The following is a 15,652-nucleotide window of genomic DNA, read 5'->3' on the forward strand; positions in this document are numbered from 1 at the left end:
CGGCCGCACCATCCGGTTGAATTGGGTTCTCCCATGTCTGGCCTGAGCTTCGACGCCCGCGCCGTGGCCCTGCTGCTGGTGGTTTTGCTGCTGGGGGTGCAGGCGCAGCTTTGGTTCGGGCGCGGCGGTGTGCCGCAGGTGCGCGAGCTGCGCGAGCGCCTGCAGGTGCAGGAAGCGGCCAATGAGCAGTCGCGCCAGCGCAACGCCGAACTGGCGAGCGAGGTGCGCGACCTGCAGGATGGGCTCGAGGGGGTCGAAGAAGTGGCGCGGCACCAGCTCGGCATGGTGCGCCCCAACGAGATCTTTGTGCAGATCCGGCGCCCCGAGTAGGGGGCAGAGGGCAGCGCGAACGGCGGCGCTCCAAAGCTTCGCCTGTCTGCCGCCCCCCCATCAACCGCGCTTGCCTCAATCCGGCCGCAAACCGGCGCGCTGCACCACGCCTTGGTAGAGCTCGAACTCGAGCCGGGTTTGTTCGGCAAACTGCTCCGGCGTGTTGCCCACGATCACCAGGGCAGCGTCCTCGAGGCGCCGGCGCAGCGCCGGGTCGGCCAGCGCGCGCAGGGTGGCGCCGTGCACGCGCTCGACCACCTCGCGCGGCAAAGCCCGTGGGCCGTGCAGACCAAAGAAAGCCATGCGGTTGACGCGAGGCAACCCGACTTCGGCAAAGGTCGGCACGTTGGGCAGCTGCGCCACGCGCTGCGGCGCCCCGACCACGATCGGCACCAGCCTGCCCCCCTGTATGTGCGGCAGCGCCGAAGGCAGGTCGCTGAAAATCATCGGCACATGGCCGGCCACCACATCCACCAGCGCCGGGCCGGTGCCGCGGTAGGGGATGTGCACCAGGAAGGTGCGGGTTTCGAACTCGAACAGCTCGACCAGAATGTGGTTGATGCTGCCCGTGCCCGAAGTGGCGTAGGACAAGCGGCCGGGGGTGCGTCGGACCTCGCGCATGAAGGATTCGAAATCGCGCCCCGGAAACGAGGGGTGTACCGCAAACACGCTGGGCGCCGCAGCGATGTTGGTGATGGGGGTGAAGTCGGTCAGCGGGTTGTAGGGCGTGCGCGGGTTGAAGGCCGGGTTGGCGGCCACCGTGGAGACCGTGGCCACGCCCAGCGTGTAGCCGTCGGGGGCGGCGCGCGCGATCTCGGCCGCCCCGATCGAGCCGCCCGCACCGGCGCGGTTTTCCACCACCAGCGGCTGCCCCAGCAGCGTGCCCAAGGGCTCGGACACCATGCGCGCCACGATGTCGGTGGGCCCACCGGGCGCGAAGGGCACGATCAGGCGCACCGGTCGCGTCGGGTACGTGCGCGCCCAAGACGGGCCACTGGCGGCCAGCAGCGCGGCGCTGGCTCCCCAACCGATGATGGAACGGCGTTGCATGGTGTGGGTCTCCTGTGTAGGTTGAAACGTGCACGATTGTAGGCACCGCAGCCCCAGGCGCGCCACTTGCCACAGGCCCCGACAGCCCCGGATTTACCCTTGCCTCGAGGCGCGGGCACGGGCTCGGGCGCGGCTCAATCCGGCCGCAAGCCGGCGCGCTGCACTAGGTGGCGGTAGAGCTCGAACTCGAGCCGGATCTGCTCGGCAAACTGCTCGGGCGTGTTGCCGACCACGGTGGCACCGAGCTCTTCCAGGCGCCGGTGCAGCGCCGGTTCGGCCAAAATGCGCATCATGGCCGCGTGGATGCGCTCCACCACTGCGCGCTCCAGGCCCCGTGGGCCGTGCAAACCAAAAAACCCGGTGCGGTTGACCGGCTCGAAGCCGACTTCGGCCAAGGTCGGCACGTGCGGCAGCTGTGGCATGCGCTGCGGCGCGGCGACCACGATGGGGATCAGCCGCCCGGCCTGGATGTGCGGCAACGCCGTAGAGTAGACGTCGATGACGATCGGCACGTGCCCGGCCACCGCATCGGCCAGCGCCGGCGCAGAACCCCGGTACGGGATGTGCACCACAAACGTTCGGGTCAAGGACTCGAGCAGCTCGAACTGCAGGTGCAGGATCGTGCCCGCACCTGCCGTGGCATAGGAAAAACGCCCTGGGGCGCGCCGAATCTCGTTCAGAAAGGACGCAAAATCATGCCCCGGAAACGATGGGTGCACCGCGATCACGTGCGCGGTCGCGACCACGTTGGTGATGGGCGTGAAATCGGTGAGCGGATGGTAGGGCGTGCGCGGGTTGAAGGCTGGCGTGGCCGACAACAAGCCGGCGGTCACCAGACCCAGGGTGTAACCGTCTGGGGTGGCGCGGGCCACTTCGCTGGTGCCGATGGTGCCGGCGGCGCCGGGCCGGTTGTCTGGCACCACCGGTTGGCCCAGCTCCGAGGCCAGCGCCGGCGCCAGCAGACGCGCGAGGATGTCGGTCATGCCGCCGGGCGGAAACGGCACGATCAGGCGCACCGGTCGCGTCGGGAAATTGCCCGCCCAAGACGGGCCGCTGGCGGCCAGCAGCGCCGCGCCGGCGCCCCAAGCGATGAGGGAACGGCGTTGCATGGTGTGGGCCTTGGTCGCAGGGTCTGATGGGCCGCTCAGTGTACGCCCGTAGGCGCGGCCAGCGGCGGCGTTTGGGCAAACAGCTGCGCCGCATCCACGGCATCGAAGCGGTACTGCGCGCCGCAAAACTCGCAGCCGACCTCGATCTGGGCACGCTCGGCCAGAATCGACTCGACCTCTGCCGCCCCCAACCCGTGCAGCATGGCCGCCACCTTGGTGCGGCTGCAGCGGCAGGCAAACCGGGGGGCGCTCGGCGCCGCCTCGGCCTGCAGGCGCTGCAAGGGCTCTTGCCAGAACAAGCGCCGCAGCACGGTGTCGGCATCGAGCGTGAGCAGCTCGTCGCGCTGCAGGCTTGCGGCCAGCAGGGCGATGCGCGGGTAGTCGTCGCTGCACTCGAGCGCCTCGCGGCGCGCCAGCGCGGCGGCGGCACCGCTCAGGGCCGCCTCGCTGCTGGCGGGCACGCGCTGGATCAGCAGGCCGGCGGCGACCTGGTCGTTGGCCGCCAGCACCAGCCGGGTGTCGATCTGCTCGCTTTGCTGCATGTAGTGCTCGAGCGCCTGGCTCAGGTGCTCGAACGGCGCCGCACCGTCCCCCGGGCTCAGGGGCACCACGCCCTGGTAGCTTTGCTGGCCGCTGCTGCGCTCCTGCGGCTCGAGCGTCAGGGCGCAGCGCCCACCGCCGTGGCGGTTGACCCAATCGGCCAGCGACCAGGCCGACGAGCCGTCGGCGCGCAACGGCGGCGCCGCCGCCTCGGGCAGGCTGCCGGCGAGCTGGGCCGTGGCGCGAAAGCTGCCGTCGGGCCGCGTTTCGGCCACCGCCAGCCGCACCGGTCCCTCGCCCACCAGTTGCAACTGCAGCGCACCGCTGAACTTGATGCTGGCTTGCAGCAACAGCGCGGCGGCGCACATCTGCCCCAGCAGCTCGCGCACCGGTCGTGGGTAGGCGGCGCTTTGCGCCTGGCGCTGCAGCAGCTCTTGCCAGGCGCTGTCCAGGCGCACCCACAGCCCGCGCACCGGCAGGCCTTCGAACATGAAGCGCTGGATCTCAGACACCGCCACTCACCCCAGCCGCTGCAGGCTGCTGCGGTAGCGGCGCGCGTTCTCGATGTAGTGCTGGGCGCTGGCGCGCAGGCCCTCGATCTGTTCGGGCGTGAGCATGCGCACCACCTTGGCCGGGCTGCCCAGGATCAGCGAGCCGTCGGGGAACTCCTTGCCCTCGGTCACCAGCGCGCCGGCACCCACCAGGCAGTGTTTGCCGATGCGCGCGCCGTTGAGCACCACGGCCCCGATGCCGATCAGCGATTCGTCGCCGATGCGGCAGCCATGCAGCATCACCTGATGCCCCACCGTCACGCGCTCGCCCACCTGCAGCGGAAAGCCGTGATCGGCGTGCAGCACGCTGGCGTCCTGGATGTTGCTGCCGGCGCCGATGGCGATGCGCTCGGTGTCGCCCCGAATCACACAGCCAAACCAGACGCTGGCCTGCGCCCCCAGGCTGACTTGCCCGATCACTTGCGCGCCATCGGCGACGAAGGCGCTCGGATGCACCTCGGGGCGCCACTGGTCCAGTTGGTAGATGCTCATGGGGTGCCATTGTAAGGACTGCGGCGCTGGCCTGCCGCCAATGGGCTGGCGCCGCCTGCGCCTGGGCACCGGCACCGGCTGGCCCCATCAGCCCCGCGGATGATGCAGCGCGTGCAGTTGCTTGAGCCGCGCCCGCGCCACGTGGGTGTAGATGGTGGTGGTGGAAATGTCGGCATGGCCCAGCAGCAGTTGCACGGCGCGCAAATCGGCCCCGTGGTTGAGCAGATGGGTGGCAAAGGCGTGGCGCAGCGTGTGCGGCGACAAGGGCGTGTCGATGCCCGCCAGCCGGGCGTATTTTTTCACCAGCAGCCAGAACATGACGCGCGTCATGGCCGCGCCACGCGCGGTGACGTACAGATCGTGGCTGACCTGCCCGGCCAGGATGGCGGGCCGGGCCTCGCTCAGGTAGCGGCGCAACCAGTGCAGCGCCTCGTCGCCAAAGGGCAGCAGACGCTCCTTGGCGCCCTTGCCCAACACCCGCAGCACCTGATCGGGCAGACTGAGCTGGTGCAGTTGCAAGCCCACCAATTCGCTCACGCGCAAGCCGCTGGCGTACATCAGCTCGAGCATGGCGCGGTCGCGCAAGCCCAGCGGCTCGGCCGTATCCGGCGCTTGCAGCAACCGCTCCACCTGCGCCTCGCTCAGCGTTTTGGGCACGCGCAGCGCGCGCTGGGCGCTGAGCAGCCCGAGCGTCGGGTCAGCCTCCCGCAGCCCTTCGCGCAGCGCCCAGCGGTAGTAGCGCTTGATCACACTCAGGCGCCGGTTGGCGGTACTGGCGCGGCTGCTGCCGTGGCAAGCGGCCAGATAAGCCAGCAAATCGGCCTCTTGCGCCTGCTCGAGCGTGGTGGCCGGGGCCGGTTGCGGGTCGGCAGCGCGGCCGGACTGCGCAGGGGCGGCCGATGCAGCCGATGCAGGCGATGCGGCCGATGCAGGTGGCTGCGCGCGGCGCTGCGCCAGCCAGTCGGCCAACTGCTGCAAATCGCTGCGGTAGGCGGCCAGCGTCAGCGGCGCCAGCCCATCTTCCAGCCACAGCGCATCCAAGAAACGGTCCAGCACGCGCGCACCTTTGAGTTCGGGAGTGGGGTTGAGCCTGAGCCACGATTGTCCACCAGCGCGCCGGGGCAAGCAGCGCGGCAACGCCGCGCCTGACCGACAATCGTGGCCATGACGACGCACCTGCTGCACCCCATCCCGGCCCTGACCGACAACTACATCTGGGCCCTGCACGACGGCGCCCAGGCTTGGGTCGCAGACCCCGGACAGGCCGAACCGGTGCTGGCTTGGCTGGCGGCGCAGCGCCTGCAACTGGCGGGCATTTTGCTCACCCACCACCACGGCGACCACACCGGCGGCGTGACCGCCCTGCGTGCGGCCACGGCAGCGCCGGCCTGGGGGCCAGCCGGCGAGCCTTTGCCCGATGGCGTGCAGCGCGTGCGCGGCGGTGAGCGCCTGGCGCTGCTCGGCCGCTCCTTTGAGGTCATCGAGGTGCCTGGCCACACCGCTGGCCACATCGCCTGGTACTGCGCGGGCCTTGCTTTGGCCAGCCGCTCCAGCCCAGCGCAGGGCGCGCCCCACTCCGCCAGCCCTCCCGCACCCGCCAGCGCGCCCGCACCCGCCTCGGCGCGCGGCCAGCCGCTCGGCTCCGAGGGCCTGCTGTTTTGCGGCGACACCCTGTTTTCCCTCGGCTGCGGCCGCCTGTTCGAGGGCAGCCCGGCGCAGATGTTGGCCAGCCTGGATCGGTTGGCCGCCTTGCCCGACGGCACCCTGGTCTGCTGCAGCCACGAATACACCCTCGCCAACCTGCGCTTTGCGCGCGCCCTCGAGCCCGAACACCCGGGCTTGGCCGACCACCAGCGCTGGTGCGAGCGCCAGCGCCAGGCCGGCCGCCCCACCCTGCCCAGCCGCATCGGGATCGAGCGCGCACTCAACCCCTTTCTGCGCAGCCGGGAACCCGCGCTGCGCCAGGCCCTCCAACGGCTGGCCCCCAAGCTCGCACTGGCTGGCCTCGATGCGGATGCGGCCCTGGGCGCACCGCTTGCCAGCCACCTTGCCGATGTGCGCGCCTTTGCCGCCCTGCGGCGCTACAAGGACGGTTTTGCTTGAGCCCAGCGCCCCCGACCCAAGCGCCTGCGCGCCCGAGCGGGCCGTGGCGCGCTTGCCAACGCTTTGCAACCAGCCCGATAATCGCCACCATTTGCGACAGATAACCAGCTGATGACAACCATTACCCCAAACATAGCCCGCCACACCCTGCGCCTGGTGCTGCCCCTGGCAGCCGCCCTGGTGCTGGGTGCCTGCGCCACCCCCGGCGGCACTGGCGGCACTGGCGGTGGCCAGCACACCCTCCAGTCCGCCCAATCGGCCCCCTTCGGCACCGCCCCCTTCGGCACCGCCGCCATGCTTCAAGGCGCGGCCGATCATCCCCCTCCGCTGGGCTTGGCCCAATCGGGCGGCAGCCTCGGTTTGCGCCCGATCATTCCCAGCGGCCCCTTGCTCGCACTGGGCAGCAGCGACGCCGCCAGCACGGCGGTGGCGGTGACCCCCCTGGAAGCCCCGCGCGACCTATGGGAGCGCATGCGGCGCAGCTTTGCCATGCCCGACCTGGAAACCGACCTCGTCGAGCGGCACGAGCGCTGGCACGCCGAACGGCCACAAAACCTCGAGCGCATGGTGTTGCGCAGCAGCAAATACCTGTTTCACATCGTCGAAGAAGTGGAGCGCCGCGGCCTGCCGATGGAACTCGCGCTCGTGCCCTTCATCGAGAGCGCCTTCAACCCGCGGGCGGTCTCGCCGGTCAAGGCGGCCGGGCTGTGGCAGTTCATGCCCGCCACCGGGCGCTCCTTCGACCTGATGCAAAACGCCTTTCGCGACGACCGCCGCGACGTGCTCGCCTCCACCCACGCCGCGCTCGACTACCTGGAGCGCTTGCACCGCATGTTTGGCGACTGGCAGCTGGCGCTGGCGGCCTACAACTGGGGCAACGGCAACGTGCAGCGCGCCATCCGCGCCAACCGCGCCGCTGGCTTGGGCACCGGCTACCTCGACCTGCGCATGCCCAACGAAACGCGCAACTACGTGCCCAAGCTGCAGGCCATCGAAAACCTGATCCGCGATCCGCAGCGTTTGGGCATCGAATTGCCGCTGATCGGCAACCACCCCTTCTTCGACAGCGTCACCCTGGAGCGCGACATCGACGTGGCGCTGGTGGCCGAGCTGGCCGATGTGAGCGTCGAAAACTTTCGCCAGCTCAACCCGGCGCACGACAAACCGTTGATCATGGCCGCGGGCACCCCCACCATCCTGCTGCCGTGGGACAACGCGCTGCTGTTTCAACAGCGCCTGCGCGCGCACCAGGGCCCGTGGGCCACCTGGACTGCCTGGCGCGTGCCCGAAGGCATGAGTGTGGCCCAGGCCGCACAGCGCCACGATCTGAGCGAGGCACGTCTGCGCGCGGTCAACGACATCCCGCGCCGCGCCAGCCAGTTGCGCGCCGGCACCACCCTGCTGGTGCCGCGCCAGGGCAGCCACAACGCCGACGTGCCCGCACACATCGCCGACGGTGGCCAGATTCTGCTTGGGCGCGACACCCGCCCTGCATCCGGCGCGGCACCCCCGACGCGTCAAAGCCGCGTCACCGTGCGCGCCGGCGACACCCTCTCGGCGCTGGCGCGCCGCCACAACGTGAGCGTGGCCAACCTGCGCAGCTGGAACAACCTGCGCCCCAACGCCACCTTGCGCACCGGACAGGTGCTGCTCGTCCAGCAGCGCGCCCCGGCCGCCAGCCGCGCCGCCAGTGCCCCGGCCCGCAGCAGCCCAGCGACCCGCGCCGCTGCCCCCAGGTCGGCGCAGCAAGCCGCCCAGCGCCCAACGGCAGCCGCGGCAGTCCGCAGCGCCCAAGCCCAAGCCAACCAATCCAAAGTGGCGGTGCGTTAGAAAGCGCCAACGGTGTACATGCAGTCCTCCAGCGCGGTGTTTGTGCGCCGGTTTTGGCCTTCACCCCACACCCGCCAGCGAACGCGCCCCATGCCCACCATCGGCATGTTTTGGGGCTCAAAGCACCTCCGCGCAAAAGGTGGCTGGCGTCACGATGCGTGTGCGCCCAAAGCTGCCACGCTCAAGCAGCCCGGCGCGGCGGTCGCCGGTCACCAGAAAGTCGGCTGCACCAGCCCAGGCCAGCGCCAGCAGGAAGGCGTCGTGGGGGTCGTTGGTGCCCACGCCCACCGGCAGCGGCGGCAGTGCCTGCACAACGATGGCGCGCTGCAGGTTGTTGACCATCGCCCCGACACGGTGCGCGGGCAATAGGGCCTTGAGCTTGGGGTAACGGCTGGCCCGCCGCAGCTCGTCGAGCTGCTCGGCCGCAGTCACCAGCTCAAACCGCGCCGCGCGCCAGGCACGGTAAATGGCATCGGGCGGCCCGTGGGGCGAAATCAACGCGCCGAGCAGCACGTTGGTGTCGAGTATGACGCGCATCAGTGTTCACGCGCCCATTGCACCGCCTCGTCGATGAGATCATCCAGCTCCGACTCGCTCACACCAGCAGCGGCAGCCTTGGCCTGCTCCACGGCGCGCTCCAGCAGGTAGGCACGCACCGCTTCTTCGATGAAGCGCGACAGGTCGCCCTTGCGGCCACGGCCCTGCGCGGCCATGAACATGCGCACGGACTGATCCACCTCCGGCGACACAGCGACGTTCCAGCGAACGGTGGTGTTCATAAAACCCTCCAGCACGGTGTTTGTGTGTACCGGTGTTTATACGCCTTAATTCAATGTTTGGCAAGGCATGGTCTGGTCCAACGAGGTATGAGCCTGGAGCCGGCTCCGTCATTCCAGTGACGCTTGAGCCTGAACGTGTGACCTGCCCCCCTTGCGCCGTACCAATCGAAAGCTGGAAGTCCTGGTTGGAGGTTAATCGATCTTTTTGGGGGTCAAGGATTGAGCAGCAGCGCCAGCGCGCTGGTATCGCGCCGGCACGACGGGGACAAAACTGGGCACCTGGAAGCAAAAAAGGGCCAGAAATGGCCCTTGCTGCGTCGATGCAACCCTGTAAGCTGCTGATTTATTTGGATTTGTTGGAGGCGCGGGCCGGAGTCGAACCGACCTACACGGATTTGCAATCCGGTGCATAACCGCTTTGCTACCGCGCCTTTGTATTCACAAACCCGGAAAAGCGCTGAGCGCTGCACCGCACGGTGCAAACCCGAGCCGCCACGGCAGGTTGTTTGCCACCAAAACCACTGGAGCGGGAAACGAGATTCGAACTCGCGACCTCAACCTTGGCAAGGTTGCGCTCTACCAACTGAGCTATTCCCGCATCTTGCAGCCTGTTGCGGCACCATTGACGCCGCCCGACTGCAGAACCGCTATTGTATACCGAAATTCGGCCCCTTCACACACGCCAGCCACAAAAATGGCCGCAGCGCTGGCCGGAAGCACCGGCGCCGCACTCAGTGCTTCAGGGACGCGGCGCCTGCGGGATCGGCAACCGCCACCGCCGCCGGGGTGACGGTGGGGGCCGCAGCCGCCGCCTCCTCCTCGGCCGTCAAAGGCAGCGGCAGGCGCTCCAGCGCCAGCTCCAGCACGCGGTCGATCCACTGCACCGGCACGATCTCCAGCCCGGCCTTGACGTTGTCGGGGATTTCGCTCAGGTCCTTGAGGTTGGCTTGTGGGATCAGCACCGTTTTGATGCCGCCACGCAGCGCCGCCAGCAGTTTTTCTTTGAGGCCGCCGATTTCGGTCACTTCGCCGCGCAGCGTGATCTCGCCCGTCATGGCCACGTCGGCGCGCACCGGGATGCCGGTCAGGGCCGAGACGATGGCCGTGGTCATGGCGGCGCCGGCGCTGGGGCCGTCTTTGGGCGTGGCGCCGTCGGGCACGTGGATGTGGATGTCGTTCTTCTCGAAGGCTTCGGTCTTGATGCCCAGCACCCGCGCGCGGCTGCGCACCACCGTGCGCGCGGCCTCGACCGACTCTTTCATCACCTCACCCAACTGGCCGGTGCGCGTGACATTGCCCTTGCCGGGCATGAGCGCGGCCTCGATGGTGAGCAAATCGCCGCCGACTTCGGTCCACGCCAGCCCGACCACCTGCCCGACCTGGTTGTTCTGTTCGGCGCGGCCGAAGGTGTATTTGCGCACCCCCAGAAAATCGGCCAGGTTGTCGGGGGTGACCTGCACCGGAGCGGTGTATTTTTTGAGCAGCAGCCCCTTGACCACCTTGCGGCAGATTTTGGACAGCTCGCGCTCCAGCGCGCGCACGCCGGCCTCGCGGGTGTAGTAGCGCACCACATCGCGCACCGCCGCCTCGCTCAGATCGAGCTCGCCCGCGCGGATGCCGTTGTTCTTGAGCTGCTTGGGCAGCAGGTACTTGAGCGCGATGTGGGCTTTTTCGTCTTCGGTGTAGCCCGACAGGCGGATCACCTCCATGCGGTCCAGCAGCGCCGGTGGGATGTTGAGCGTGTTCGAGGTGGCCACGAACATCACGTCGGAAAGATCGAAATCGACTTCGACGTAATGGTCGCTGAAGGTGTGGTTCTGCTCTGGGTCCAGCACCTCGAGCAGCGCCGACGACGGGTCGCCCCGGAAGTCCATCCCGAGCTTATCGATCTCGTCGAGCAAAAACAGTGGGTTGCGGGTGCCGATCTTGCTCAGGTTTTGCAGCACCTTGCCCGGTAGCGCGCCGATGTAGGTGCGCCGGTGGCCACGGATTTCGGCCTCGTCGCGCATCCCGCCCAGCGCCATGCGCACGTACTTGCGCCCGGTGGCGCGCGCCACCGACTGCCCGAGCGAGGTCTTGCCCACCCCCGGTGGCCCGACCAGGCACAGGATCGGCGCCTTGACCTTGTCCACGCGCTGCTGCACCGCCAGGTATTCGAGGATGCGGTCCTTGACCTTGTCCAGGCCGTAGTGGTCTTCGTTGAGCACCTGGTCGGCAAAGCCCAGATCGTGCTTGATCTTGGTTTTTTTGCTCCACGGCAGGTTGCTCAGGACGTCGATGTAGTTGCGCACCACCGTGGCCTCGGCCGACATGGGCGACATCAGCTTGAGTTTCTTGAGCTCGGCTTCGGCCTTTTTGCGCGCCTCGGGCGGCATTTTGGCGGCCTTGATCTTGCGATCGATCTCTTCGATGTCGGCGCCCTCCTCGCCTTCACCGAGCTCTTTCTGGATCGCCTTGACCTGCTCGTTGAGGTAGAAGTCGCGCTGGTTTTTCTCCATCTGGCGCTTGACGCGGCCGCGGATGCGCTTATCGACGTTGAGGATATCGACCTCGCGCTCGAGCTGCTCAAACAGGTTGTCGAGCCGCGCCACGATGGGGTTGAGGTCGAGCACCTTTTGCTTGGCCTCGAGCTGCAAGGGCAGGTGCGCGGCGATGGTGTCGGCCAGTCGGCCGGGGTGGTCGATGCTGGCAATCGAGGTGAGGATCTCGGACGGGATCTTCTTGTTGAGCTTGACGTATTGGTCAAACTGCTGCATCACCGCGCGGCGCAGCGCCTCGAGTTCGGTGGCATCGACCTGTGCGAACTCGTCGTCGGTGCTGACCGGCAGCACCTCGGCCTCGAAGTGCGACTCGCTTTCGTGCAGCCGCTGCACGACCGCGCGCTGCACCCCTTCGACCAGCACCTTGACGGTGCCGTCGGGCAGCTTGAGCATCTGCAGGATGCTGGCGACGCAGCCGACTTCGAACAGGTCTTGCGGCGTCGGGTCGTCTTTGGTGGCGGTTTTCTGCGCCACCAGCACGATGCGCCGGTCAAACTCCATCGCCGCTTCCAGCGCCTTGATGCTCTTGGGCCGGCCGACAAAAAGCGGGATCACCATGTGCGGAAACACCACCACGTCGCGCAGGGGCAACAGCGGCAGCGTCAGGGGCTGGTTGGGCAGGGTGGGGTGTCCAGACATCTTTGTACCTCAATCTATGGCTGCCATGTGGGGGCGCGCAGGCGCGAAACAAGGCGCCTGCCGCAGCAAATTTGCCCAGGCCTGATCGTGCGCAGCGGGCGCACCACGGCCCAGGCGCAGGCTCAGGCCTGGCGCGCAGCCTCGCGGTAGACCAGCAGCGGCGGTTTGCCGTCTTCGATGGTGGTTTCATCGACCACCACCTTTTCGACGTTGCTCAGGCTCGGGAGTTCAAACATGGTCTGGAGCAGCGCCTGTTCGAGGATGGAGCGCAGGCCACGGGCGCCGGTTTTGCGCTTCATGGCGTGGCGCGCAATCGCCTTGAGCGCCGCCGGCCGCACCTCGAGCTCCACGCCCTCCATGTGCAGCAGCTGCGCAAACTGCTTGACCACGGCGTTTTTGGGCTCGGTCAGGATGTCGATCAGGGCTTCCTCGCCCAGTTCGTCGAGCGCCGTGACCACGGGCAGGCGCCCGACCAGCTCGGGGATCAGACCAAAGCGCACCAGGTCGTCGGGTTCGACTTCGGCAAAGACCTCGCTCAGGCTGCGCTGCTGCTTGCTTTTGACCGTGGCGCCAAAGCCGATGCCCCCGCTTTCGGTGCGCGCATCGATGACCTTTTCCAAGCCCGAAAAGGCGCCGCCGCAGATGAACAGAATGTTGGAGGTGTCGACCTGAATCATGTCCTGATTCGGGTGCTTGCGCCCGCCTTGTGGCGGCACCGAGGCCACCGTGCCTTCGACCAGCTTGAGCAGCGCCTGCTGCACGCCTTCGCCCGAGACGTCGCGAGTGATGGAGGGGTTTTCGGACTTGCGCGTGATCTTGTCGATTTCGTCGATGAAAACGATGCCGCGCTGCGCTTTTTCGGGGTCGTAATTGCAGGTTTGCAGCAGTTTGGCGATGATGTTTTCCACGTCCTCGCCCACGTAGCCGGCCTCGGTGAGCGTGGTGGCGTCGGCCATGACGAAGGGCACGTTGAGCATGCGCGCCATGGTGGCGGCCAGCAGCGTTTTACCCGAACCGGTGGGGCCGATGAGCAGGATGTTGCTTTTGGCCAGCTCGACGTCGTCCTTGCCCGAATGATCGCGATGGCGCAGGCGCTTGTAGTGGTTGTAAACCGCCACCGACAGGGTTTTCTTGGCCGCCTCCTGGCCGATCACGTATTGATCGAGGTGGTGCTTGATTTGCAGCGGCGTCGGCAGCGCGTCGGCGCCAGAGCCGCCCTTGCCCATGGCAGTCTGCGGCAGTTCGTCGCGCATGATGTCGGCACACAGCGCGATGCACTCGTCGCAGATGAACACCGAAGGGCCGGAAATGAGTTTCTTGACCTCGTGCTGGCTCTTGCCGCAAAAAGAGCAGAACAGGTTTTTCGGGCTGGTGGGGCCTTTGCGTTCGGGCATGGGGGCGCGCCTGGGTTGGGTTCTCGTGGCATCAAGGGATGGGTTGCGCGCCATCATAGCGCCTTCGCGGCCACCCTGCTGCAAGACAGGGATGGGCCGTGCAGGGCTGGTCAAGACCCGCGCTTGTCGATCACTTTGTCGATCAGACCGTATTCGGCCGCTTCGGCTGCCGACATGAAGTAGTCGCGCTCGGTGTCGCGCTCGATTTTTTCCAGCGCCTGCCCGGTGCGCTCGGACAGGATGCGGTTGAGCTCGGCGCGCAAGCGCAGGATCTCGCGCGCATGAATCTCGATGTCGGTCGCCTGCCCACGTGCGCCGCCCAGCGGCTGGTGGATCATGACGCGCGAGTTGGGCAGCGAAAAACGCTTGCCCTTGGCCCCGGCCGCGAGCAGAAAAGCCCCCATGCTGGCGGCCATGCCGATGCACAGCGTGGACACTTCGGGCTTGATGAAGTTCATGGTGTCGAAAATCGACATGCCCGCACTCACGCTGCCACCGGGTGAATTGATGTAGAGCGAAATGTCCTTGTCCGGGTTTTCGCTCTCGAGGAACAGCAGCTGCGCCACCACCAGGTTGGCGGTGTGGTCGTTGACTTCACCCACCAGAAACACCACGCGCTCCTTGAGCAGGCGCGAATAGATGTCGTAGGCGCGCTCGCCGCGGCCCGACTGCTCGATCACCATGGGCACCATGCCCAGGGCTTGTGTGTGAAGTGCGCTCATGGTTTCAGCCCTTACCCATCAGTTCGTCGAAAGCAATCGCCTTGTCGCTCACCTGCGCGCGCGCCAGCACGAACTCGGTGACGTTGTTTTCCAGCACAATGGCCTCCACTTCGGCCAGGCGCTGGCGGTCGCTCTGGTACCAGCGCACCACATCGGCCGGGCTCTCGTACGAGCTGGCCAGCTCCTGGATGTGGGCATCGACCTGCTCCGGCGTGGCGTGCAGGCGGTTGGCGTTGACCAGTTCGGCCACCACCAGCCCCAGGCGCACGCGGCGCTCGGCCTGGGCCTGGAACAGCTCGGCCGGGATCGGGGCCTGATCGGCACCCTGGACGCCACGCTCCTTGAGGTTGGCGCGCGCGCCCTCGATCAGGCGCTCGACCTCGGCCGCGACGCTGGATTTTGGCACATCGAGCTCGCACTGCGCCAGCAGCGCGTCCATCACCGCCGACTTGTTGCGCATCTGCAGGCGGAACTTGACTTCGCGCTCGAGGTTTTTGCGGATGTCGGCGCGCAGCGCCTCCACACTGCCCCCGGGCACGCCGAGGGCGCTGGCCAGCTCGTCGTCCACCGCGGGCAATTGCGCCGCTTCGAGCTGCTGCAGCGTCACCAGAAAATCGGCCTGCTTGCCCGCCACGTCTTTGCCGTGGTACTCGGCCGGGAAGTTGAGCGGGAAGGTTTTGGACTCGCCCACGCGCATGCCGCGCACGGCCTCTTCGAACTCTTTGAGCATCTGGCCTTCACCGAGCACGAACTGGAAGCCCTCGGCCTTGCCGCCCTCGAAGGGCTCGCCGTCGATCTTGCCTTCGAAGTCGATGCGAACCTGGTCGCCTTCCTGCGCCGGCTCGTCGGCGGCGCGGGCCACAAAGGTGCGGCGCTGCTTGCGCAGGATCTCGAGCGTGCGCTCGATGGCCGCCTCGTCCACCGTGGCGCTGAACTTTTCGATCGTGGCCGCGCCCAGGTCGCCGATCTTGACTTCTGGATAGACCTCAAACACCGCCTCAAAGGCCACCGCGCCTTCTGGCGCCCCTTCTTTTGCGTTGAGGCTCGGGGTGCCGGCGACGCGCAACTGCGCTTCCTGGGTTGCGGACTGGAAGGCCTGGCCGAGCTGGTCGTTCATCACCTCGTAGTGCACCGAGCCCCCGTAGCGCTTTTGCACCACGCTCAGCGGCACCTTGCCGGGCCTGAAGCCGTCGAGCTTGACTTGGCGCTGCATGCGCTTGAGGCGGTTTTGCACCTCCTGGTTGATCTGCTCCAGCGACAGCTCGAGCGTGATCTTGCGTTCGAGCTTGTCCAGTGTTTCAACGGTGACGGCCATGCTGATTACTCCTGTGAAGGGCCGGGCTGCAAGCCCAGGGCCCCCGGTGTTCGGGATGAGGATATTCTTTTTCGTGGTGCGCGGGGGGGGACTCGAACCCCCACAGTGTTGCCACCGTCAGGACCTAAACCTGGTGCGTCTACCAATTTCGCCACCCGCGCGCCCGACCGCGCCCTGGCAAGGTTGACCTTGGGTGGACGCGGGAAAAAGCGAGATTGTAAGGCCGCCCACGCTTGGCCCGCGACAGCTGGGCCCAAG

The 15,652-nt window shown here is 67.5% G+C and carries 14 protein-coding genes and 3 tRNA genes; 3 read left to right on the forward strand and 14 right to left on the reverse strand.

Features of this window, described 5'->3' with window-relative positions:
* Positions 1-33: 33 nt before the first annotated feature.
* Positions 34-330: a cell division protein FtsB gene (gene ftsB / locus AAAZ40_RS10105; protein ID WP_476660246.1), complete on the forward strand. Its 297-nt coding sequence runs from the start codon at positions 34-36 to the stop codon at positions 328-330.
* 75 nt (positions 331-405) lie between these two features.
* Here ftsB and AAAZ40_RS10110 read toward each other — a convergent pair whose 3' ends face one another.
* The 5 genes from AAAZ40_RS10110 to AAAZ40_RS10130 form a co-directional block, all read right to left on the reverse strand.
* Complete coding sequence (locus AAAZ40_RS10110) at positions 406-1,380, reverse strand: tripartite tricarboxylate transporter substrate-binding protein (protein ID WP_476660247.1); 975 nt, start codon at positions 1,378-1,380, stop codon at positions 406-408.
* 134 nt (positions 1,381-1,514) lie between these two features.
* Complete coding sequence (locus tag AAAZ40_RS10115; protein ID WP_476660248.1) at positions 1,515-2,489, reverse strand: Bug family tripartite tricarboxylate transporter substrate binding protein; 975 nt, start codon at positions 2,487-2,489, stop codon at positions 1,515-1,517.
* A gap of 35 nt (positions 2,490-2,524) precedes the next feature.
* Positions 2,525-3,541, reverse strand: coding sequence for an Hsp33 family molecular chaperone HslO (hslO, locus tag AAAZ40_RS10120; protein WP_476660249.1), 1,017 nt, complete (start codon positions 3,539-3,541; stop codon positions 2,525-2,527).
* Between the two features lie 6 nt (positions 3,542-3,547).
* The gene (locus tag AAAZ40_RS10125) at positions 3,548-4,072 is read right to left on the reverse strand and encodes a gamma carbonic anhydrase family protein (RefSeq protein ID WP_476660250.1); all 525 of its coding nucleotides are present in this window, start codon (positions 4,070-4,072) and stop codon (positions 3,548-3,550) included.
* An 87-nt stretch (positions 4,073-4,159) separates the two neighbouring features.
* The gene (locus AAAZ40_RS10130; protein WP_476660251.1) at positions 4,160-5,128 is read right to left on the reverse strand and encodes a site-specific tyrosine recombinase XerD; all 969 of its coding nucleotides are present in this window, start codon (positions 5,126-5,128) and stop codon (positions 4,160-4,162) included.
* Positions 5,129-5,236: 108 nt separating this feature from the next.
* Between AAAZ40_RS10130 and AAAZ40_RS10135 the strand changes: the two genes are divergently transcribed.
* Together AAAZ40_RS10135 and AAAZ40_RS10140 are read left to right on the forward strand one after the other, a co-directional pair.
* On the forward strand, positions 5,237-6,175 hold the full coding sequence (locus AAAZ40_RS10135) for a hydroxyacylglutathione hydrolase (RefSeq protein WP_476660252.1): 939 nt from the start codon (positions 5,237-5,239) through the stop codon (positions 6,173-6,175).
* 111 nt (positions 6,176-6,286) lie between these two features.
* Positions 6,287-8,005 carry a transglycosylase SLT domain-containing protein gene (locus tag AAAZ40_RS10140; protein ID WP_476660253.1) on the forward strand — a complete coding sequence of 573 codons (1,719 nt, stop codon included), beginning with the start codon at positions 6,287-6,289 and terminating at the stop codon, positions 8,003-8,005.
* A gap of 117 nt (positions 8,006-8,122) precedes the next feature.
* On the opposite strand, the gene AAAZ40_RS10145 is transcribed toward AAAZ40_RS10140, so the two are convergent.
* From AAAZ40_RS10145 to AAAZ40_RS10185, 9 genes are all read right to left on the reverse strand, one after another.
* A complete protein-coding gene (locus AAAZ40_RS10145) occupies positions 8,123-8,542 on the reverse strand; it encodes a putative toxin-antitoxin system toxin component, PIN family (protein ID WP_476660254.1) in 420 nt (139 codons plus the stop codon).
* On the reverse strand, positions 8,542-8,784 hold the full coding sequence (locus AAAZ40_RS10150; RefSeq protein WP_476660255.1) for a ribbon-helix-helix domain-containing protein: 243 nt from the start codon (positions 8,782-8,784) through the stop codon (positions 8,542-8,544). Before AAAZ40_RS10150 ends, AAAZ40_RS10145 begins: the two co-directional genes overlap by 1 nt.
* Before the next feature lie 357 nt (positions 8,785-9,141).
* Positions 9,142-9,215: transfer RNA gene (locus AAAZ40_RS10155), tRNA-Cys, on the reverse strand.
* Positions 9,216-9,306: 91 nt separating this feature from the next.
* Positions 9,307-9,382, reverse strand: a tRNA-Gly gene (locus tag AAAZ40_RS10160).
* A 133-nt stretch (positions 9,383-9,515) separates the two neighbouring features.
* Complete coding sequence (lon, locus tag AAAZ40_RS10165) at positions 9,516-11,963, reverse strand: endopeptidase La (protein ID WP_476660256.1); 2,448 nt, start codon at positions 11,961-11,963, stop codon at positions 9,516-9,518.
* 122 nt (positions 11,964-12,085) lie between these two features.
* Complete coding sequence (gene clpX / locus AAAZ40_RS10170) at positions 12,086-13,357, reverse strand: ATP-dependent Clp protease ATP-binding subunit ClpX (RefSeq protein WP_476660257.1); 1,272 nt, start codon at positions 13,355-13,357, stop codon at positions 12,086-12,088.
* Between the two features lie 110 nt (positions 13,358-13,467).
* Positions 13,468-14,079, reverse strand: a complete 612-nt coding sequence (gene clpP / locus AAAZ40_RS10175; protein WP_476660258.1) for an ATP-dependent Clp endopeptidase proteolytic subunit ClpP — start codon at positions 14,077-14,079, stop codon at positions 13,468-13,470.
* Between the two features lie 4 nt (positions 14,080-14,083).
* Complete coding sequence (tig, locus tag AAAZ40_RS10180; RefSeq protein ID WP_476660259.1) at positions 14,084-15,394, reverse strand: trigger factor; 1,311 nt, start codon at positions 15,392-15,394, stop codon at positions 14,084-14,086.
* A gap of 74 nt (positions 15,395-15,468) precedes the next feature.
* Positions 15,469-15,555: transfer RNA gene (locus AAAZ40_RS10185), tRNA-Leu, on the reverse strand.
* Positions 15,556-15,652: the final 97 nt, after the last annotated feature.

The sequence above is a fragment of the Serpentinimonas sp. SMBJO2 genome, assembly GCF_056341105.1.